Source organism: Nocardioides ochotonae (assembly GCF_011420305.2).
In the GTDB taxonomy this organism is placed as follows: domain Bacteria; phylum Actinomycetota; class Actinomycetes; order Propionibacteriales; family Nocardioidaceae; genus Nocardioides; species Nocardioides ochotonae.
Genome location: NZ_CP061769.1, coordinates 1,943,210 through 1,962,123, shown reverse-complemented (window position 1 = coordinate 1,962,123; position 18,914 = coordinate 1,943,210). Strand labels below are relative to the sequence as shown.

Annotated in this window: 19 protein-coding genes and 1 pseudogene; 11 read left to right on the top strand and 9 right to left on the bottom strand. The window is 72.9% G+C overall.

The features are described from left to right. Positions 1-65: 65 nt before the first annotated feature. Both HBO46_RS09475 and HBO46_RS09470 read right to left on the bottom strand, forming a co-directional pair. On the bottom strand, positions 66-749 hold the full coding sequence (locus tag HBO46_RS09475; RefSeq protein ID WP_207950067.1) for a sortase domain-containing protein: 684 nt from the start codon (positions 747-749) through the stop codon (positions 66-68). 28 nt (positions 750-777) lie between these two features. Beyond that, entirely contained in the window at positions 778-1,644 is an 867-nt protein-coding gene (locus tag HBO46_RS09470) for an LLM class F420-dependent oxidoreductase (protein ID WP_166138495.1), read from the bottom strand. A gap of 42 nt (positions 1,645-1,686) precedes the next feature. On the opposite strand from HBO46_RS09470, the gene HBO46_RS09465 reads away from it, so the two are divergent. Beyond that, entirely contained in the window at positions 1,687-1,908 is a 222-nt protein-coding gene (locus tag HBO46_RS09465; RefSeq protein ID WP_166138497.1) for a hypothetical protein, read from the top strand. A 1-nt stretch (position 1,909) separates the two neighbouring features. Further along, positions 1,910-2,383, top strand: a complete 474-nt coding sequence (locus HBO46_RS09460; RefSeq protein WP_166138500.1) for a hypothetical protein — start codon at positions 1,910-1,912, stop codon at positions 2,381-2,383. 2 nt (positions 2,384-2,385) lie between these two features. Here HBO46_RS09460 and HBO46_RS09455 read toward each other — a convergent pair whose 3' ends face one another. Next, entirely contained in the window at positions 2,386-3,201 is an 816-nt protein-coding gene (locus HBO46_RS09455) for a pentapeptide repeat-containing protein (RefSeq protein WP_166138502.1), read from the bottom strand. A gap of 72 nt (positions 3,202-3,273) precedes the next feature. Here HBO46_RS09455 and HBO46_RS09450 point away from each other — a divergent pair, with 72 nt between their 5' ends. Genes HBO46_RS09450 through HBO46_RS09440 form a run of 3 tightly spaced genes read left to right on the top strand, consistent with a single transcriptional unit; the run spans position 3,274 to position 5,910 of the window. Next, on the top strand, positions 3,274-4,110 hold the full coding sequence (locus HBO46_RS09450; protein WP_166138505.1) for an aldo/keto reductase: 837 nt from the start codon (positions 3,274-3,276) through the stop codon (positions 4,108-4,110). 5 nt (positions 4,111-4,115) lie between these two features. Then, the gene (locus tag HBO46_RS09445; protein ID WP_166138965.1) at positions 4,116-5,186 is read left to right on the top strand and encodes an alanine racemase; all 1,071 of its coding nucleotides are present in this window, start codon (positions 4,116-4,118) and stop codon (positions 5,184-5,186) included. A gap of 22 nt (positions 5,187-5,208) precedes the next feature. Beyond that, the gene (locus HBO46_RS09440) at positions 5,209-5,910 is read left to right on the top strand and encodes a peptidylprolyl isomerase (protein ID WP_166138508.1); all 702 of its coding nucleotides are present in this window, start codon (positions 5,209-5,211) and stop codon (positions 5,908-5,910) included. A 1-nt stretch (position 5,911) separates the two neighbouring features. Here HBO46_RS09440 and HBO46_RS09435 read toward each other — a convergent pair whose 3' ends face one another. Then, positions 5,912-6,403 (bottom strand): OsmC family protein, encoded by a 492-nt coding sequence (locus HBO46_RS09435; RefSeq protein ID WP_166138510.1) that lies wholly within the window; start codon positions 6,401-6,403, stop codon positions 5,912-5,914. 121 nt (positions 6,404-6,524) lie between these two features. Between HBO46_RS09435 and HBO46_RS09430 the strand changes: the two genes are divergently transcribed. From HBO46_RS09430 to HBO46_RS09420, 3 genes and pseudogenes are all read left to right on the top strand, one after another. After that, positions 6,525-6,809: a Fe-S cluster assembly protein HesB gene (locus HBO46_RS09430; RefSeq protein WP_166138513.1), complete on the top strand. Its 285-nt coding sequence runs from the start codon at positions 6,525-6,527 to the stop codon at positions 6,807-6,809. Positions 6,810-7,043: 234 nt separating this feature from the next. Beyond that, positions 7,044-8,042, top strand: a complete 999-nt coding sequence (locus HBO46_RS09425; protein WP_166138515.1) for an NADP-dependent oxidoreductase — start codon at positions 7,044-7,046, stop codon at positions 8,040-8,042. A gap of 82 nt (positions 8,043-8,124) precedes the next feature. After that, positions 8,125-8,556 (top strand): annotated as a pseudogene (locus HBO46_RS09420) (HAD family hydrolase); the annotation flags it as partial. 16 nt (positions 8,557-8,572) lie between these two features. Here the strand turns inward: HBO46_RS09420 and HBO46_RS09415 are convergent. Then, on the bottom strand, positions 8,573-8,833 hold the full coding sequence (locus HBO46_RS09415) for a hypothetical protein (protein ID WP_166138522.1): 261 nt from the start codon (positions 8,831-8,833) through the stop codon (positions 8,573-8,575). Between the two features lie 266 nt (positions 8,834-9,099). Here HBO46_RS09415 and HBO46_RS09410 point away from each other — a divergent pair, with 266 nt between their 5' ends. Next, entirely contained in the window at positions 9,100-10,368 is a 1,269-nt protein-coding gene (locus HBO46_RS09410; protein WP_166138524.1) for an HNH endonuclease signature motif containing protein, read from the top strand. Positions 10,369-10,687: 319 nt separating this feature from the next. Here the strand turns inward: HBO46_RS09410 and HBO46_RS09405 are convergent, their stop codons facing one another. From HBO46_RS09405 to HBO46_RS09395, 3 genes are all read right to left on the bottom strand, one after another. Then, complete coding sequence (locus HBO46_RS09405; protein WP_166138526.1) at positions 10,688-11,152, bottom strand: hypothetical protein; 465 nt, start codon at positions 11,150-11,152, stop codon at positions 10,688-10,690. Between the two features lie 193 nt (positions 11,153-11,345). Then, positions 11,346-13,088 (bottom strand): aminotransferase class V-fold PLP-dependent enzyme, encoded by a 1,743-nt coding sequence (locus tag HBO46_RS09400; RefSeq protein ID WP_166138529.1) that lies wholly within the window; start codon positions 13,086-13,088, stop codon positions 11,346-11,348. Between the two features lie 82 nt (positions 13,089-13,170). Continuing rightward, positions 13,171-14,970, bottom strand: a complete 1,800-nt coding sequence (locus HBO46_RS09395) for a hypothetical protein (RefSeq protein WP_166138532.1) — start codon at positions 14,968-14,970, stop codon at positions 13,171-13,173. Positions 14,971-15,129: 159 nt separating this feature from the next. Between HBO46_RS09395 and pepN the strand changes: the two genes are divergently transcribed. Together pepN and HBO46_RS09385 are read left to right on the top strand one after the other, a co-directional pair. Further along, positions 15,130-17,640 (top strand): aminopeptidase N, encoded by a 2,511-nt coding sequence (gene pepN, locus HBO46_RS09390; RefSeq protein ID WP_166138534.1) that lies wholly within the window; start codon positions 15,130-15,132, stop codon positions 17,638-17,640. After that, positions 17,637-18,470 (top strand): formate dehydrogenase accessory sulfurtransferase FdhD, encoded by an 834-nt coding sequence (locus tag HBO46_RS09385; protein WP_166138537.1) that lies wholly within the window; start codon positions 17,637-17,639, stop codon positions 18,468-18,470. Before pepN ends, HBO46_RS09385 begins: the two co-directional genes overlap by 4 nt. A gap of 7 nt (positions 18,471-18,477) precedes the next feature. Here HBO46_RS09385 and HBO46_RS09380 read toward each other — a convergent pair whose 3' ends face one another. Further along, complete coding sequence (locus HBO46_RS09380; RefSeq protein ID WP_153323174.1) at positions 18,478-18,882, bottom strand: hypothetical protein; 405 nt, start codon at positions 18,880-18,882, stop codon at positions 18,478-18,480. Positions 18,883-18,914 lie beyond the last annotated feature (32 nt).

The window sequence follows — 18,914 nt, the reverse complement described above, 5'->3', positions numbered from 1 at the left end:
ACTTCCGCAGGCCTGTGGACGCTTCCTCCGTCGTACGCCGCGTGTGAAGCGACGACAACCCCGCGTTACAGCCGGTTCTCGGCGCGTTCCCCCACCTCGACCTCGACCAGCACCGCGACCTTGTCGATGCGGTGCTCGGGGTTGCCGTGCTCGTCGGACCACCAGTTGCCGGCGGCATGGTCCTCGGGGGTCGCACAGGTCGACAGGGTCAGCATCGCTCGCCGCGGGGTGGCACCCGGGCGGCCCGGGACCGCGGCACGCTGCTCGCGCAGCGACTGCGCCGATCGGAACGACGTACGCCGGGTGGCGCGCACCTCGTAGACGTAGCGGGTCTCCCCCACGTCGACGAGCACCCGCGACCCGTGGCCCAGCGACGGGAGGTGCTCGAAGGCCCGCGTCGAGGAGACCCGGTGCGCGGTGACCTGGAAGTTGCCGACCCCGCCCGGACCGGTGCCACCGCCGGGGCCGTGCGGGCTCGCGGCCACGCCGCCGTCCTGGATCGCGGTGCCCGGCGCATCGTCGGTGACCCCGCGGTAGGGCACCACGGCGAGGTCGGCGATGCCGAGCGCGGGCACCGAGAGCAGCGCCCGCGCCGGGCGCCCGTCGCTGACCGCCAGCTCGAGCACCTGGCCCGCCGCGGCGGGCCAGGTCGCCACCACGGGTGCGGCTGGGATCGGCTCCTCCGCGGCACCCCGCGGGGAAGCGCCACCGCCGCCACCACCGGCGGAGCACGCGCTCACCAGCAGCATCCCGACCATCGCGGCCGGCCAGCGCCGCTCAGAGCGCGCGCAGCCGCGGCACCACATCGTCCACCAGCGCGGTGGTCCAGGCGACGGGGTCCTCGGCGGTCGGCATCACCGTCACCAGGTCGATCCCGAGCGCGGCGTACTGCTCCACCAGCGCCAGGAACCCGTCCCGGTCGCCGACCGGGTCGAGCGCGACCAGCACCGTCTTCTCGATCTCGTCGTAGTCGCGGCCGAGGTCGTCGCAGTGGCGGCGCAGCACGTCGAGCTTGTGCTTCATCTCCTCGGGCTCGAAGGCGAACAGGTTGCACGCGTCGGCGTACGCCGCGACCAGGCGCAGCGTCTTGCGCTCACCGCTGCCACCGATCAGCACCGGCACCCGGCCGCGCACCGGCGGCGGCACGCAGACGGTCTCGGCGAGCCGGTAGTGCCGGCCGCGGTAGGGGCCGTCGTCCTCGCTCCACATCTGCCGACAGATCTGCAGCGTCTCCTCCAGCCGCTCGAACCGCTCGGCGGTGGGCGGGAAGGCGACTCCGAGGCCGTCGTGCTCGCGCTCGTACCACGCGGCGCCGATCCCGAGCACCGCACGGCCACCGGAGAGCACGTCGAGGGTGGTGACGGTCTTGGCCAGCAGCCCCGGGGCCCGGTAGGTGACCCCGGTGACCAGCAGCCCGAGCCGGAGCCGGCGGGTCACCGCGGCCAGGTAGCCGAGCGTCGTGTAGCCCTCGAGCATCGGCGACGGCGGCCCGCCGAGGTCCTCCATCTGGAACCAGTGGTCCATCACGCTCATCAGCGCCACGCCGCCCTCGTCGGCCACCCGCGCGGTCTCGCCCACGCGCTCGACGAGCCGGGTGTCCCAGCCCGGGTGGTCGAAGCGGGCGTAGTGGATGCCGAGGTCCATGCTCGCGAGCGTACGCCCGGAGACGGTGGGTACTGCCCGGCCATGACTGAGCAGCGAAGCAGCGAAGAGATCGAGGCCGTGCAGAACGTCGTCGACCGGGTCACCTCCTGGCAGGACGGCGCGACCGAGGGCACCGTGCACGAGGAGCTGCAGCGCGGCTTCCTCGCCGCCGGCGTGACGGTCACCGAGGAGGAGATCACCCGGCTGACCGACGCGATCGAGTCGCGCCACGGCGCCGTCGACGCCCAGGCAGTGCTGGGCTGACATGCCCGGGCCGGACCGCGCCCACCAGCGGCCGCCCGGTGTCGGCGACGACACCGTGGCGGCGCTGGGCAAGCTGTCCGAGGCGCTCGAGTGCGTGGAGGTCGCCCGCGGCCACCTCTACGCCTTCCACCGCCTCAGCGGCACCGCCGACCTCACGATGGGCGAGGCGGTGGCACGGCTGCGCGACGCCGGTCACGACGAGATCGCCGACCGGGTCGAGCGCGAGCTGGTCGGGCGCAACGTCATCGACGGCCGCTGGACCTTCCAGGTCGTCGAGGCCTACGACGACACCTACTACTCCGCGTTCAAGGCGCTCGAGCAGGAGGCGCGCGACGCCCTGGTCGACGGTCGCCGGCACCTCTACGAGGCGCAGATGAAGGAGGACCGGCGCACGCCCGGCCATCCCGACCACACCGCCACACCCGACACGAGCCCCGATGCCCCTCCTGATGCGGGCCCCGAGCGGATCGGCTGACCTCAGTGCGCGCCGCCGGCGCGGGGCGTCCAGTGCCCCGGACGTGTCAGCCCGTCGGGCAGGCGGGTCCGCTCGTCGCCGCGGGCTGCGTCGACCTGCGGCTGGGTGAGCAGGAACGCTCCGGAGAGATCGGCACCGTCGAGGCGGGCATCGCGCAGGTCGGCGCCCAGCAGATCGGCCCGGCTCAGGTCGCTCCCGCTCAGCCTCGCCGCGACCAGCAGCGCGCCACGCAGGTCCGCCGCTTGCAGGTCGGTGCCGCGCAGGTCGCGGCCCACCAGGTCGGCGCCGGCGAGCGCCGCGCCCTCGCCCCCGCGGACCTCCGCGCTGAGCCGCCGCAGCAGGTCCCCGACCGCCGCGCGGTACGCGTCGACCTCGACGTCGAGCACCTGCGCCGGCGTACCGCCGCTCGCGGCCCGCAGCCGGTCCCGCAGGGTGACGAGCTCGCGGTGCCCGGCCGGCGCCCAGCGCACGGCGTCGGTGAGCAGCACGAGCATCTCGTGCAGGGCGCGGACCACCGCGAAGACCGCGAACATCTCCCCCGCCACCGGCTCGCCCTCGCGCCACGAGCGCCCGGCGTACACCACCTGGGTCACCTGCTGCCCCGCGCCGTGGCAGCCGTAGACGGTGCACCCGATCATCCCCCGCTCGCGGAGCTCGGCGTGGATGCCGCAGCCGTCGGCCGGGGTCAGGTGGCGACACGCCTCGCCCGCCGCCTTGTCGAAGGCGAAGTCGCGCGAGCGTCCGAACGGCAGCGCCACGCAGCACAGGCCCACGCAGGCGCCGCAGTCCGGGCGCAGGGTGGGGTCGACGTCGCTCACGGGGCCATTGTCCCGGGCCGGGTGCCCGTGCGCCTCTCCCCCGTCCGCCGCGGCGGCGCTAGCGTCGAGGACATGCCTCTCGCCGACCACACGCTCCACGACGGCCGCACCCTTCCCGCGATCGGGTTCGGGACCTACACGCTGACCGGCGAGGACGGCGTCCGCGCGATCACCAGCGCCCTGGAGGCCGGCTACCGGCTGCTCGACACCGCGGTGAACTACGACAACGAGCGTGAGGTCGGCGAGGCGATCCGCCGCGCCGACCTGCCGCGCGAGGAGCTGCGGGTGACCAGCAAGCTGCCGGGCCGCCACCACGCGTACGACGCCGCGATCCGCAGCACCCACGAGTCGCTCGAGCGGCTCGGGCTGGACCGCCTCGACCTGCACCTCATCCACTGGCCCAACCCCAGCCAGGACCAGTACGTCGAGGCGTGGCGCGCCCTGGTCGACCTCCAGGCGCAAGGGCTGGTGACCTCCATCGGCGTCTCCAACTTCACCGAGGCCCACCTGACGCGGATCATCGCCGAGACCGGGGTGACCCCGGTGGTCAACCAGATCGAGCTGCACCCGTGGTTCCCGCAGGCCCCGCTGCGCGCGGTGCACGCACGGCTCGGCATCCTCACCGAGTCGTGGAGCCCGCTGGGCAAGCGCAACGCGCCCTTCGACCAGCCGGCGGTCGCCGACGCCGCCCGCGCCCACGGGGTCAGCCCCGGGCAGGTGGTGCTGCGCTGGCAGGTCCAGCTCGGCAACCTGCCGATCCCCAAGTCGGCCACCCCCGAGCGCCAGCGCGCCAACCTCGACCTCGACGGCTTCGAGCTGAGCGAGGACGAGATGGCCGCCATCACCGCCCTCGGCCGCCCGGACGGGCGGCTGTTCGGGGGCGACCCCGACGTCCACGAGGAGCAGTGAGCGCGATGTTCGTGACCGTGCCCGAGGAGCCACGCACGCCGTACCTGCGCGCCGACCTGTCCCGCGTCCACCGCAACCTGCAGCGCGCCGCCGACCTCGCGGGCGCCGCGGGGGTGAGCCTGCGCCCGCACGCCAAGACCCACAAGTCACGTGAGGTCGCCGAGCTCCAGTTGAGCGCCGGCGCGGTCGGGCTGACCGTGGCGACGATCGGCGAGGCGGAGGCGTTCGCGGCGTACGGCTGCACCGACCTGTTCATCGCCTACCCGTTGTGGCTCGAGGAGCACGCGGCCCGGCGGCTGGTCGACCTCGCCGAGACCACCCGGCTCGCGATCGGGGTGGACTCCGTGGCCGGCGCCGCCAACGCGGGGCGCCACCTGGGAGGTCACGGCATCGAGGTGCTCGTCGAGGTCGACAGCGGCCAGCACCGCAGCGGCACCGAGCCGCACGACGCCGGTGCGGTCGCAGAGGCGGCCGCGCACGCCGGGCTGCCGGTGCGCGGGGTCTTCACCTTCCCCGGTCACGGGTACGCCGCCGACCCCGCCACGGTGGCCCGCGAGGAGTCCGAGGCACTGAGCGGCGCGGTGGCCTCGCTCGCCGCCGCCGGCATCGAGGCGCGCGTGGTCTCCGGCGGCTCCACCCCGACCCTGGCGCACACCGACCTCGGCGTGGTCAGCGAGCTGCGCCCGGGCGTCTACGTCTTCAACGACGCCCAGCAGTGGGAGCTCGGGGTCGCCAGCCCCGACGACATCGCGCTCACCTGCGTGGCCACCGTGGTCAGCCACGCTGGCGGCCGGCTGGTGCTCGACGCCGGCAGCAAGGCGCTCGGCGCCGACCGGGCGCCGTACGCCACCGGGTGGGGGCGGCTGCCACGGGCGCCGTTCGCGCGCATCGTGCAGCTCGCCGAGCACCACGCCGTGGTCGACTTCGCCGACGCACCGCTGCCGCCGCTGGGCAGCCTGGTCGAGATCGCGCCCAACCACGTGTGCGCCGCGGTCAACCTGCACGACGTCATCTGGTCCGAGGACGCCGCCGGTCCGCAGCCGTGGTCGATCACCGCCCGCGGCCGCAACGGCTGAGCGTCTCGCTACGATCGAGACCATGCCCGCCGCCGCGCTGAAGCGCCCTCTCGCCGCCCTTGCCGCCCTCGCCGTGCTCGGCACGCTCGCCGCGTGCGGCGACGACGAGGAGTCGCCGGAGTCGGCCGAGACCTCCACCTCGCCGTCGGAGTCGGAATCCGCGACTGCCGGTGCCTGCGAGTACGTCCCGGACGGCACGCAGGACGGACCGGAGATCCCCGCCGCCGAGCCCGAGGTCAGCGGCCAGGTGACGGTCTCCATCGCCACCACCGTCGGCGACCTGAGCGCGACGCTCGACGCCGACGCCGCGCCGTGCACCGTGAGCTCGTTCGTCTCGCTGGCCGAGCAGGGCTACTTCGACGACACCCCGTGCCACCGGCTCACCACCGCGGGCATCTTCGTGCTGCAGTGCGGCGACCCGACGGGGAGCGGCACGGGCGGGCCCGGCTACACGATCCCCGACGAGGTGACCGGCGAGGAGACGTACCCGGCCGGCACGCTGGCGATGGCCAACACCGGGGTGCCGAACAGCGGCGGCTCGCAGTTCTTCATCGTCTACGAGGACGCGAAGGGTGCGCTGGCACCCAGCTACACCGAGTTCGGCACGATCTCGAAGGAGTCGCTCGCCGAGGTCCGCGCGGTCGCCAAGGACGGCGTCGAGGGCGGCGGCAACGACGGTGCGCCCGCGACCCCGGTCGAGATCACCTCGGTCACGGTGGAGTGACTCAGCCCGCTTGCGGGCTCAGGTCGCCGGTCCGGTAGTCCACCCGGTCGCCGACGGTGACGGTGCGCCCGACGGTGCACAGCCGGTCCTGCACCTGCTCCACGGTGCGCTCCAGCACCGCGCGGGCCCGGTCGCCGGCCTCGCCCTCGGGGAACGCCACGTCGAAGGTGACCGCGAGGTCGACCATCCGGTTGCCCTGCTCGTCGCGGATCTTGTGGCCCTCCCCGCGGGCCGCGAACGCGCTGAACGGCGCCCGCTTCGCGGTGACCGACTCCAGGTCGATCGCCCCGCAGGCGGCCAGCCCCGCGAGCAGGAGCTCGACCGGGGTGAAGTCGTCGTCCTCCCCCGAGCCGATGGCCAGCGTGCCGCCGCGGCGGTTGGTGGCCACGAAGTGCAGGTCACCGTCACGGGCCAGCTCGATGCTGCGGTGGGTCGACTCGTCGCGCGCGGGGGTCTGCGGGGTCCGGGGGGTCTGCGGGGTCTCGGCTGCCATGCCTTCCAGCCTCGCACCGCGGCGTACTCCGCGACACGCCCGGGCCACCGCCGTCGACTTGAACGGGTGCCGCGGGTGGGACACGGTGGAGGAGTCCTGAACGACCATCGGAAGGCGAGTCATGCTCACCCTCACCGAGAACGCCAGCACGATCGTCCGAGAGATCTCCACCCAGCCCGGCCTCCCCGAGACCGCCGGGCTGCGCATCACCTCCGAAGGGACCACGGAGCCGTCCTTCGCGGTCAGCGCCGCCGACCAGGCCCAGGAGGGCGACCAGATCGTCGAGCAGGGTGGCGCGACCATCTTCCTCGACGAGGCGGCCGCGCTGATGCTCGCCGACAAGGTGCTCGACGCCGCCGTCGATGCATCCGGGAAGGTCGAGTTCGCGCTCGGCACCCAGGTCTGACCCCCCGCTCCCCCGGGCTGCGCGCCCGGGGGGCTGATTCCCCGGGGAACGCTCCTCGGGGAGGGTAGATCGTGACGTTCGGGACTGTGGATAAGCCTTTCCACAGTCCCGAACGTCGCGAACTACCTGTTTGTCCTTCCTCACGCCGGCCACCGCCGACCGAGAGCCATGCCTGTGGACGGCTGCCGGCCCGGGTTCCGGCCCGGCTCACCGCCGCCCTGTCAGGATCGCGGCATGCCGACGAAGACCCGTGAGATCCACCTGGCCGCCCGCCCCACCGGCTGGCCCGCCCCCGACGACTTCCGCCTGGTCGAGACCGAGCTGCCCGACCCGGGACCCGGCGAGGTCCTGGTCCGCAACACGGTGATGTCGGTGGACCCCTACATGCGGGGCCGGATGAACGACATGAAGTCCTACGTGCCGCCGTACCGGCTCGGCGAGGTGCTCGACGGCGGCGCCGTCGGCACCGTCGTGGCCTCCAACGACGACTCCCTCGCCGTCGGCGACACGGTCCTGCACCAGCTCGGCTCGCGCGAGCACGCGCTGGCACCCGCCGCCTCCTTCCGCCGCGTCGACACCAGCGGCGTCGAGGAGTCCGCCTACCTCGGCGTGCTCGGCATGCCGGGCCTCACGGCGTACGTCGGGCTGACGGCGATCGCCGGGCTGCGCGAGGGCGACCGGGTGCTGATCTCCGGTGCCGCCGGCGCGGTCGGGTCGACCGCGGGCCAGGTGGCGCGGCTGCTCGGCGCGAGCGCGGTGGTGGGATCGGCCGGGTCTGCGGAGAAGGTGGCCTGGCTGACCGACGACCTCGGGTTCGACGCCGCGGTGAACTACCGCGACGGGTCCCCGCTGAAGCTGCTGGAGCCGCACGGCCCGTTCGACGTCTACTTCGACAACGTCGGCGGCGAGCACCTCGAGGCCGCCATCGCGCTGCTCTCCGACCACGGCCGGATCGCCGCCTGCGGCTCGATCGCGAGCTACAACGACGAGTTGCCGACCCCGGGCCCGCGCAACATGTTCCAGGTGGTCACCAAGCGGCTGCGGATGCAGGGCTTCATCGTCACCGACCACGGCGACGTGGCCCGGGAGTACCAGCAGCTGGCGAGGCAGTGGGTCGCCGACGGCAAGCTGGTCAGCCGCGAGACGGTCGTCGAGGGGCTCGACCACGCGGTGGACGCGTTCCTGGGGCTGCACCGTGGCGAGAACCTCGGCAAGATGTTGGTGCGGTTGTGAGGGTCCTGGGGCTGCGCTGAACCGCTGCCCCTCGCTCTACGGTTGAGCTGCGACATCGGCTGACAGCGTCTGGGCCGACTACCGGTCGCAGATGCCGTCGCTCGTGACGGTCACCGACGCGGACCGGCGCGCCCTGGCCGAGCTTCGGACAGCCGGCTGGACTCTCGGCGTCATCACGAACGGCATGCTCGACAACCAGGAGGGCAAGATTCGCCGCACCGGCCTGGACGCCCTCGTCGACGGATGGGTCGTGTCCGACGCTGTCGGTGCCCGCAAACCGGCTCCTGCCATCTTCCACGCGCTCGCCAGCAGGCTCGGTTGCACGCTCGAGGGCTGGATGATCGGCGACAGTCTCGAGCTCGACGTCGCGGGTGGGGCTGCCGTCGGGCTGAGCACGGCGTGGCTCGACGACGGATCGGACCCGACGGGCCACCAGCCGGATCTGGTGGTCGGCTCGGTAGCGGCAGCCGCTCGAGCCATCTTGGATGGCCAGCCGAGCCCTACCCCGCGCTGAGGCAGGCCGGTAGGCGCTATTCGCGGTACAACGGCGCCTCCTGGCCGTAGAGCACCTGTCGGACTGCCCCGGGTAGCGCTCGTGCCAAGTCTTGGGACGCATCGACGGAGCAGCCCACGGTGAACTCGATCTCCTCGTCGACGTCGCAGGCCAGGCACCAGGCCTGATCCTCGGGCCAGACGACGTTCGGTTCTTGATGGTGACCCTGCGCGGAGCCGTACCAGGCGAGCGCCGGCGCGTCTCTGAGCTCGCCGACGGGGCCGGTGAAGAGCAGCATCTCTCGATTCGGAATCATCACTCGCGGGGCCTTGGGGACCGTCCCCCGATTCGTCCAGCCCTCCCAGATCGCGACTGCCGCGATCCGCGCCTCCGGGGCGAGGGCTACCGCTGTCACACCTCAATCGCATCAGGGCCCGCCCGGTCCGGCGACCTTTATCCACAGATTCATCCTTTACCTTCCATGCTGTTCGAAAGATTTCGAACACGGGTAGGATCGGGATATAGGGGAACCCACCCCACATCCCTTGATCTCGGGAGGCATCGATGGCCGACACGGCTCATCCCTACCTCGCCGACGTGGGGTGCGCGGAGGCGTTCCTCGACAAGATCGCCGACCGCGATCCGACCTTCCTGTCGATCTCGGAGAAGCGCCAGGCGCTGAGGATGACGGCCCACCTGGCCTCGCGGGCCCAGGCGATGCACGCGCGGGTGATCGCGTGCGCCGACGACGTGGCCGACGCCGACGGGTGCCGCGACGTCGCCGCCTGGGTGGCACACCGCACCCACACCGCCGCCCCGACCGCCCAGCGACTGCAGCGGCTCGGAGTCGCCTGCGAGCGGAGCTGGCACCGCGTCGGGACCGCGCTCGCGGGCGGACACGTCAGCCTCGACCAGGGCCACGTGATCGTGGCCGCGCTCGACGACCTCACCGACGCCTTCGACCTCATCGAGGCAAGCGCCGAGGAGTGGGCCGACATGCTCGCCCGCGCCGAGACCTACCTCGTGGAGCAGGCCGCCGACTTCGGGCCACGTGAGCTGGCCCGCCTAGCTGAGCGGCTGCTGGAGGTCGTCGCGCCGGAGTGGGCCGAGAAGGTCGAGGAGGAGCAGCTGCGCGCCGCGGAGCGCCGCGCCCGGCGGCGTACGACGCTGGGGGTGCGGCACCTCGGCGACGGATCCGCAGTGATCCGGGCCCGGGTGCCGGAGAGCATCGCGCTGCGACTGACCACGATGCTGGAGTCGTTCACCAACCCTCGGCGCGCAGCAGACGAGACCGCTTCGCCTGCCACTGACGGGCGGCGGGTGCCCTACGAGCGCCGGCTCGGCGAGGCCTTCTGCTCGCTGCTCGAGGCCATCGACCCCTCGAGACTCCCCCTGCACGGCGGCGACGCGACCACTCTCGTGATCACGATGGACCTCCAGGCGCTCGTCGACGGCCTCGGGTCCGCGACGCTGGCGGACGGCTCCCGCATCACCGCGGGCGAGGCCCGCAGACTCGCCTGCACAGCCAATCTCGTCCCCGCGGTGCTCGGCACCCAGTCGGTGCCGCTCGATCTCGGTCGCACGAACCGGCTCTTCAGCCCGGGTCAGAGAAAGGCCCTGGCAATTCGCGACCAGGAATGCCGCGCCGACGGATGCACGATTCCCTCGACCTGGTGCGAGGCACATCATGTGAATCCATGGTCAGCGGGCGGGAAGACCGCTCTCGGCAACGGATTGCTGCTGTGCTCGCATCACCATCATTTGATCCATGACGACCGATATGTCCACCAACGGATGCCGAACGGCGATATCCGATTCAGTCGGCGGACGTGAGCACATGGTCGCAGCCGGGGATAGAAGGCCGCGTCCCCGGCCCGATATCAGCTCGTCGCGGCTGCGGGGTAGGACCCGGCGCAGAACCTGCCGCGCTTGTTCGACGCAGTTGCGGTGATCGTGACCTCGCCCCGGCCGACGCGAGTCAGCACTCCACTGTTCCACGACCCGCGAGCGTTCACCGTCGATGCCCCTTCCCCACCTGCACTGTTGCCGTTGACACTCATGCTGAGCCGCCAGGTCCACTGAGCTCGCGGTGAGAGCTTCCGGGCAGCGATGCGCGCACGGTCAGTCCCGCAGCCATCGCTTCGCTCCATTCCTACGTGACCGGCGTGACGGACACGCCTTCTGGTGTGCCGTCGTAGATGCTCAGGGCCCAGTCGCTGCCATCTCCCGCTCGAACCTGGATCCGCTTGGCGCCCGGGGGCGCGCTCACGATCGTGCTGGTCGTAACCCCGTCGCAGCCGATGACGGACGCGGCATCGGGGTAGTCGAAGTTGACGAGCTGAGCTTCAGCTCCGGCGACGGACGACGTACAGGTCATCGCGATCGTGTAGGTCACCCCCCTGGGGGTGAACTCGTAGACCTCGGAGTTGCCGGCACCGAGGGTGGGCTCAACCCTCACGCGCGCCGCGTCGGGAATGGCGGGCAAGATCTCCTCCGCCGCTTCTGTGTCGGCAGCCGACTGTTCGGTCGGCTCGGGGGTCTCCGACTCGCCTGGGTCTGCCCCGGGGGCGACGGCCAGAACGGCAACGATCGCCACGATTGCCAGCCCGACCTTCACTCGCGCGCCCCTCATCACAGCTGCTCCTTGGTCAGGACCCAGGCCTTGGCCCAGGGCGCGCTCAACGTTGCGTAGTGACGGCACTGTGCACCTTCTGACCTCCGTCAGGCGGAATGTTGTTCGTCCCTACCTAAAGTTCGCTGGCTCAACGGCCGTTGGTCGAGGTGCGCGACCCGCCCGCGACCTGACTCACTCAGCCCGCGTCGACCGCCACACACTCGGCCGGCAGGTCGAACCAGCGCAGGTGCTCGAAGTCGGCGCTCACGCTGCCGGGGTGGGAGGTGAGGTCGGGGCCGGGGCGCTCGCCGAGGATCCGGGCGGCGTCGCGCAGGTGCTCCTCGAGCAGCTCCACTCCCCCGGTGGCGGTGTGCTCGGGCAGGTGCACCCGGCCGTCGGCGTACGACACGTCGTGGAGCGACAGCGGCGGGTCGACGACGCCGGCGCGGTGGCGCCACAGCCCGGTGGCGGGCTCGAAGGAGTAGTCGCCGAGCAGCCGCCAGCCGTCGCGGGCGACCATCCGCACCGCGTCGACGACGTACTGCGCGACGGCGTCGGGCACGAAGTAGTTGAAGTTCACGCGCACCCACCCGGGCTTGATGCCCTCGCAGCCGCCGGTGATCTCGCGCTCGAACTCGTGGGAGCGCTCGATGTCGATGCCGAGCAGCCGGTGGCCGTAGGGGCCGGCGCACGAGCAGCCGCCGCGGGCCTGGATGCCGAACAGGTCGTTGAGCAGCGCGACCACGTAGTTGTGGTGCAGGTAGCGACCGGTGGGCGAGCGCACCACGAACGACACGATCGAGAGCCGCTCGGCGTCGAGGTTGCCGAGCAGCTCCAGGCCCGGCTCCTCGCGCCACGCCGCGACGGCGCGAGCGAGGTGGCGCTCCTCCTGGGCGCGGATCGTGTCCACGCCGACGGCCTGCTTGAGCTGGAAGACCAGCCCGGCGCGGATCGCCTCGACGATCGCGGGCGTGCCGCCCTCCTCGCGGTGGGTGGGGTCGTCGAGGAAGCGGTGGTCGTCGGTGTTGACGTAGGCGACGGTGCCGCCGCCCGGGACGTCGGGCACCCGGTTCGCGAAGAGCTCGCGGCGCGCGACGAGCACGCCCGGGGTCTGCGGCCCGCCGACGAACTTGTGCGGGGAGATGAACACCGCGTCCTTGTAGGACAGCGGACGCGTCGGGTCGCTGGGGCCCATCGTGATCTCGACGTACGGCGCGGCAGCGGCGTAGTCCCAGAAGCTGAGCGCGCCGTGCTCGTGGAGCACCGTGGCGATGCCCGCGACGTCGGACATGATCCCGGTGACGTTGGAGGCCGCGGAGAAGGAGCCGATGCGCAGCGGCCGGTCGGCGTGCTCGACGAGCCGGGCGCGCAGGTCGTCGAGGTCGACCTGGCCGTCGGCGTCCTCACGGATCACCACCACGTCGGCGACCGACTCGCGCCAGGGCAGCTCGTTGGAGTGGTGCTCGTAGGGCCCGACGAAGACGACCGGGCGCTCCTCGCGCGGGATGTGGCGCAGCAGGTGGTGGCGGTCCTCCAGCACCGAGGGCAGCCGCAGGCCGAGGACGCCGACCAGCTTGGCGATCGCGCCGGTCGCGCCGGAGCCGGTGAACAGCACCACCGTGTCCTCGTCGCCGCCGACCGCGTCGCGGATGATCGCGCGGGCCTCCTCGCGCAGCCGGGAGGTCTGGAGCCCGGTGCCGCTGGACTCGGTGTGGGTGTTGGCGTAGCCGGGCAGCACCTCGCGGCGCACGAAGTCCTCGATGAACGACAGCGCCCGGCCCGAGGCGGTGTAGTCGGCATAGGTGACCCGCCGCCGTCCGTACGGCGTGGCCATCAACAGGTCCTCGCCGATCACGGAGTCGCGCACCAGCGCCAGCAACCGGTCCTTCTCGGCCAGGCTGCTCGCCGTCGCCACCGCTGTCACGTCCTGCGCACCCATGCAAGCAGGGTACGGCGGGCGGGAGCGTCGCTCCCGCCCGCCGTCGGTCGTGCGTGGGTCCTGCGTGGATGGTGCGGGCGGACTACTTCCGGATCTTCACGTTGATGTTCGCCGCACCGGTGACCACCTGGTCGTACGGCGCCGAGACCCGGCTGCGCAGGAAGGACTTCGCCCGCTTGGCGTCGGCCCGGAAGTACTCGTCGCCGTAGTAGTCACCGGCGTACTCGACCTTGTCGCGGGTGCCGAACTGCACGCGGACCTGGTCGTTGCGCAGCGTCGAGGCCACGAGCTTCTTGGCCCCCGTGAGGTTCTTGAACGAGGTGCTGTTGTAGGTGCTGCCGCCCGAGGACACCGCCACGCGGGTGTTGCCGCGGTACTTCGCCGCCGGCGCCGCGAAGCTGACCTTCTGGAAGCGCTTGGTGCCGCCCGGACCGGTGATGACCACGCGGAGCTTGATCGTGCGACCGGCACGCACCTGGATCGGGGTCTTGTTGTTCACGGTGGTCCAGGAGCCGTTGCGGTGCTGCTCCACGCGGGCGATGTCGAGCGTGCGCGCGTCGCGGACGAGCTCGGCCCGGAGGTCGATGCTGCGCATCTCGACGCCCTCGAGACGGCTCAGGCCCCACGCGAAGTCGGCCACGCCGTACGCCGCGTCCCACAACGCCTCAGCACCGGCGAAGCGGTCGGTGAGCCGCAGCGTGAACGGCGCGCCGGCCGGGTCGGTGCCGGTGATCGTCCAGGTCAGCAGCTCCGAGCCCATCGGGTCGTTGTCGAGCAGCTGCTCGTGGGCGGCGAAGAACTGGTAGTACACGGCGTCGGCGGCCGCGTCGTCCACGTAGACGTCCGTACGCCCGCTCACGGTCTCACCGGCGAGGGTGGCCGCACTGGTGAGGGCGATCGCCTCCGGCAGCGCGCCGAGACGACCAGCGATCGCGGCGCGGCGGTCGTCGTCGATGGTGCCGACCGGTGCGGAGATGTTGGCGAGCTTGAACGGCGCGCCCGCCGGGTCGGGCTGCACGTAGACCGCGTCGGCCGGGTGCAGGCCGAGCGACGTGGAGCCCAGGGAGTACGCCGGGTGCCCGAAGCCGACCACCCGGTCGCCGCACACCGAGGTCACGGTGCCGACGCCACCCATGGTCACGTCGCCGTACGCCGCGGTGGTGGCCAGGTTGCCGCCGGGCACGATCGCGCTGGCGTCGGGGGCGGCCGCGGCCGACGACCGGGCGAGCCGGTAGCTGGCGGACTTCAGGTAGGGGCGCTTGATGCCGCGCTTCGCCAGCTGCTCGGCCTTCCCTGCGAGGAAGTCCAAGGTGCGCTGGGACACGCCCGAGACACCCAGCGGCACGGTGAGCTCACGCATGCCGCGACCAGCCTGGGCGGCGCTGACGTCGGTGCTGGCGGCGATCTTGCGCGCCATCGCCGTCGGCACGGGGACCCGCGGGGCCGGGTCGGCCTCGAGAAACTCCTCCATGTCGCCGAACGGGGTCACACCGGCGATCGGGCTCGGGCCCCAGGCCAGGCCGTAGGAGATGGCGCCGACGACGCGACCGTCCTCGGCGTACAGCGGGGAGCCGGACATCCCCTGCCAGATGCCGCCGGCCTGGTCGCCGCCGGGCAGCTCGATGTCGGGGACCTCGACGTCGACCATGATCATGTCGATGCCGGCGGCGATGCCGTCGTCGAGCACCCCGAGCACGGTGCCCTCGAAGCCGACCGGCTCGGTGCCCTTGACGACCGTCAGTCCCGAGAGGACCTGACCGGGCGCGAGCTCCGCCGCCGGGAACGGCTGGTCGCACCCGGGAGGTGCGGCGGCGGCCGGCGAGGGAGCCGCCCCGACCGCGGCGGCGCCGAGCAGCAGGCCGGAGGCGGCGACGCCTGCCACGAGCCCCCTGCGAGGGCGGAAGGTCGAACGTGTCATGAGGTTCCTCCGAGTGATGGGGACGCGAATTCGTCCATGCCCCTCAGACGCGCCGGACCACGAAGAGGTTGCCGCCGCTGATGCTAGGGCTCCGAGCGCGGCGGGGTTGCCTAGTCTGGCGAAGTGACCTCATCGCATCCCGACCTCCAGCACGCCGCGCCACGGAGCCTCCAGCGCACCGAGGCGGAGGCACGCGCCGCCCTGCTCCGCGTCGAGTCCTGCGAGGTGGAGCTCGACCTCGCCTCCGATGTCGAGTCCTTCGGCTCGCGCACCACGCTGCGCTTCACCAGCGCCGGCGGCGCGACGTTCGTCGACCTCAAGCCGCGCCGGGTCCGCTCGCTGGTCCTCAACGGCAAGCCGCTGGGCGCCGACGACCTGGTCGGCGGCCGGTTGCCGCTGGAGACCGTCCCCGGCGCCAACGAGCTGGTCGTCGACGCCGTGATGGCCTTCCGCAACGACGGTGAGGGCCTGCACCGCAGCGTGGACCCCGCCGACGGGCGCCACTACGTCTACGGGATGTCGTTCATGGACGCCGCCCCGAGCATCTTCGCCTGCTTCGACCAGCCCGACCTCAAGGCGCCGTACACCTTCACGGTGCGCGCGCCGCGGGACTGGGTGGTGGTCGGCAACGCCCCCGCCACCAGCCCGGAGCCCGGGCTGTGGCGCATCGGGCCGACCCCGCCGCTGTCGACGTACTTCGTGACCGTGGTGGCCGGTCCGTACCACGTGATCCGCGACGAGCACGACGGCATCCCGCTCGGGCTGAGCTCGCGCGCCAGCCTGGCCGGGGCGCTGGACGCCGACGCCGAGGACCTGCTCGCGGTCACCCGCGCCAGCCTCGACGAGCTGCACCGCCTGTTCGGCATCCGCTACGCGTTCGGGGACTACCACCAGGCGTTCGTGCCGGAGTTCAACGCGGGCGCGATGGAGAACCCCGGCTGCGTGACGCTGCGCGACCAGATGCTGTCCTCGACCCGGCTCAGCCGGGGCGCCCGGATCGTGCGGGCCACCACGATCGCCCACGAGCTGGCCCACCAGTGGTTCGGCAACCTGGTCACCCCGCGCTGGTGGGACGACCTGTGGCTCAACGAGTCCTTCGCCGAGTACGCCGGCACCCGGGTCGTCGCCGACGCCACGGAGTACGCCGATGCCTGGGTGGACAACTCCTACCTGCGCCGCTGCTGGGGGCTGGGCGCCGACCTCGGCCCGAACACCCACCCGGTCGCCGGCACCGGGGCGGTGGACGCGCTGGCCGCGCTCCAGGACTTCGACGGGATCTCCTACGCCAAGGGGGCCAGCATCCTGCGCCAGCTCAACACCCGGCTCGGGGACGAGGTCTTCCTCGGCGGGGTGGTCGAGCACATGCGTCGCCACGAGTTCGGCAACGCGACCATGCACGACCTGTTCGCCGCGTGGGAGCAGGCCGGCGCCGGTGACCTGTCGGCGTTCACCGGCGCGTGGCTGCGCACCTCGGGGGCGGACACGATCACCCTGGACCGCGCGGCCGGCGTCGTCCGGCGCACGCCCCCGCCCGGTCAGCAGGTCGCGCGCACCCACACGCTGAGCATCGCGGTGCGCGCGGCGGCCGGCTGGACCAGCCGCCCGCTGGTGCTCGACGCCGCCGAGACGCCCGTCGAGTTGCCTGCCGAGATGCCCGGTGAAGTCGGCGGCCCACCCGCCCCGGTGATGCTGGACCCCCACGAGCAGACCTGGGCGCTGGTGCTGCCCGACGCCGCCACCGTCGAGGCGCTGCCCGCCGAGCTGCCGGCGGTGCGCGACGACCTCCAGCGCGCCGCGACCTGGAACCAGCTGCGGATGGCCCACGACCACGGCGTGCTCGACCCTGCGCTGGTCGTGGACGTGGCGGTCGCCGCGCCGCCGGTCGAGGACCTCGAGGACACCCCCGTCCGCGCGGTGCCCCGGCGTACCGTCCCGTGGCTGCTCCAGACGCTGCTCCCGCTCGCCCCGGACGGCTCGCGCGAGCGGGTGCACCTCGCCGCGCTGGCCCGGGTTGCCGCGGAGCCCGCCGGTGCCGAGCACCAGCACTCCGCCTTCCGGCTCGCGATCGCCACCGCCACCGACCCCGGCGCGCTGCGCGGCTGGCTCACCTCACCCCCGGAGGGCATCGAGATCGACCAGGACCTGCGCTGGCGGGTGCTGGTCCGCCTCGCCGTGCTGGGCGCGTGCGACGCCGCGGAGCTGGACGCCGCGCTGGCCGACGACCCGACCGCGCAGGCCCGCGTCGAGCACTCCCGGGCCCGCGCGTCGCTGCCGGACCCCGCGGCCAAGGCGTGGGCCTGGGCGCGGTTCACCGGGGAGGTCAGCGTGCCCAACTACGACCTCGAGGCGGCGGGGACCGGGCTGTGGCAGCCCGGCCAGGAGGAGCTCACCGCGCCGTACGTCGCCCGCTACTTCGACGCCCTCGACGCCGTCGCGGAGGTCCACCAGGGCTGGGTGCGCGGCACCGCCGTCGAGGCGTTCTTCCCCGCGACCGCGTTGGGCCAGGAGACCCTGGACCGGGCGCGCGAGCGGCTGGCCGACGAGACACTCGACCTGACCGTGCGCCGCCGGCTCGCCGACGCCACCGACCTGCTGGCGCGCCGCCTCGCGGTCCGCACCCGGTACGGCGCATGAGCGGGCGCGCACGCCGGCCCGGACCCACGGTCCGCACCCGCGTCCACGAGTTCAACGAGGACGGCGAGCGGCGCCGCGAGGACCGGCTGGCCACCGAGGAGCCACTGGAGATCCGGCTGGCCTGGCCCGGCGCGGACGCCCGCCGCGCCTGGGTGACCATGCGGACCCCGGGCCACGACTTCGAGCTCGCCGCCGGCTGGCTGGTCCACGAGGGGCTGACCCGGGCGGACGGGATCGCGACCGTCGCCTACTGCACGGACGTCACGCTGGCGCCGGAGCAGGAGTTCAACGTCGTCACCGTCACCCTCGCCGAGCCGCCGCTGCGCGAGGTCGGGCACCGTCACAGCGCGTCGTCGTCGGGGTCCTCGGCCTGCGGGGTGTGCGGCAAGGACAGCATCGGCGACGTGCTCGCGCACCCGGCCGCGGCCGTGCGCTGGTCGGGCCCGCTGCCGGACGCCGCGACGGTGCGCTCCCTGCCGGACCGGCTGCGCGAGCACCAGTCGCTGTTCGCCCGCACCGGCGGCGTGCACGCGGCGGCGGTCGTGGCCGCGGACGGCGAGATGCTCGTCGTGCGCGAGGACGTCGGGCGCCACAACGCGCTGGACAAGGTCACCGGGGCGCGGGTGCTGGCGGGCCACTCGCCCACCCCGGCGTGCCTGGTGGTGAGCGGCCGGGCCGGGTTCGAGCTGGTGCAGAAGGCGGTGGCCGTGGGCGCCGGGGCGCTCGTCGCCGTCGGGGCGCCCACGAGCCTCGCCGTACAGCTGGCGGCGGACGCCGGTCTGGCCCTCTACGGGTTCACCGGCGCCCGCCGTACGGTGCGCTACTGCTGAGCGTCGCTCAGCGCTGGACCAGCACCACCGGCGCCGCCACGGTCTCCTCGTCGGCGACCTTGTGCGGCGTGGACCAGAAGACCGCCACCACGGTGGTGACGATGGTGAGCACGAGCAGCGCGGCCCACAGGCCGGTGCTGATGGCGGCCTTGCGCATGTTCACCAGCGCCAGGACCAGGATCACCAGTCCGAGGCCGAGCTTGACGGCGATCTTGGTGTGGTTGACGTCGGCGTCGAGGCCCTCGAGCACGCCGACGAGCAGCAGGCCGGCGACGAACGCGGTGCCCGCGCCGTCACGCACCCACGAGGTGATCCGCTTGGTGGGCTCCTTAGCCTGGACGATCAGGCCGCCGAACAGCACGGCGAAGCCGAGCAGGTGGATGGTCAGCAGCACGAGACGGACGGTGTCCATGTGTTCTCCGGTGGTGGTGGGGATGTGGTGTC

Excerpts from the sequence above, each read along its gene's own strand:
- HBO46_RS09465 (WP_166138497.1), top strand. The coding sequence starts at position 1,687 with ATGACTGAGCAGCGAAGCAGCGAAGAGATCGAGGCCGTGCAGAACGTC.
- HBO46_RS09425 (WP_166138515.1), top strand. The coding sequence starts at position 7,044 with ATGCCGACGAAGACCCGTGAGATCCACCTGGCCGCCCGCCCCACCGGC.
- HBO46_RS09435 (WP_166138510.1), bottom strand. The coding sequence starts at position 6,403 with ATGGCAGCCGAGACCCCGCAGACCCCCCGGACCCCGCAGACCCCCGCG.
- HBO46_RS09410 (WP_166138524.1), top strand. The coding sequence starts at position 9,100 with ATGGCCGACACGGCTCATCCCTACCTCGCCGACGTGGGGTGCGCGGAG.
- HBO46_RS09450 (WP_166138505.1), top strand. The coding sequence starts at position 3,274 with ATGCCTCTCGCCGACCACACGCTCCACGACGGCCGCACCCTTCCCGCG.
- HBO46_RS09430 (WP_166138513.1), top strand. The coding sequence starts at position 6,525 with ATGCTCACCCTCACCGAGAACGCCAGCACGATCGTCCGAGAGATCTCC.
- HBO46_RS09440 (WP_166138508.1), top strand. The coding sequence starts at position 5,209 with ATGCCCGCCGCCGCGCTGAAGCGCCCTCTCGCCGCCCTTGCCGCCCTC.
- HBO46_RS09460 (WP_166138500.1), top strand. The coding sequence starts at position 1,910 with ATGCCCGGGCCGGACCGCGCCCACCAGCGGCCGCCCGGTGTCGGCGAC.
- HBO46_RS09385 (WP_166138537.1), top strand. The coding sequence starts at position 17,637 with ATGAGCGGGCGCGCACGCCGGCCCGGACCCACGGTCCGCACCCGCGTC.
- HBO46_RS09475 (WP_207950067.1), bottom strand. The coding sequence starts at position 749 with ATGCTGCTGGTGAGCGCGTGCTCCGCCGGTGGTGGCGGCGGTGGCGCT.
- HBO46_RS09470 (WP_166138495.1), bottom strand. The coding sequence starts at position 1,644 with ATGGACCTCGGCATCCACTACGCCCGCTTCGACCACCCGGGCTGGGAC.
- HBO46_RS09445 (WP_166138965.1), top strand. The coding sequence starts at position 4,116 with ATGTTCGTGACCGTGCCCGAGGAGCCACGCACGCCGTACCTGCGCGCC.
- HBO46_RS09415 (WP_166138522.1), bottom strand. The coding sequence starts at position 8,833 with ATGCTGCTCTTCACCGGCCCCGTCGGCGAGCTCAGAGACGCGCCGGCG.
- HBO46_RS09400 (WP_166138529.1), bottom strand. The coding sequence starts at position 13,088 with ATGGGTGCGCAGGACGTGACAGCGGTGGCGACGGCGAGCAGCCTGGCC.
- HBO46_RS09380 (WP_153323174.1), bottom strand. The coding sequence starts at position 18,882 with ATGGACACCGTCCGTCTCGTGCTGCTGACCATCCACCTGCTCGGCTTC.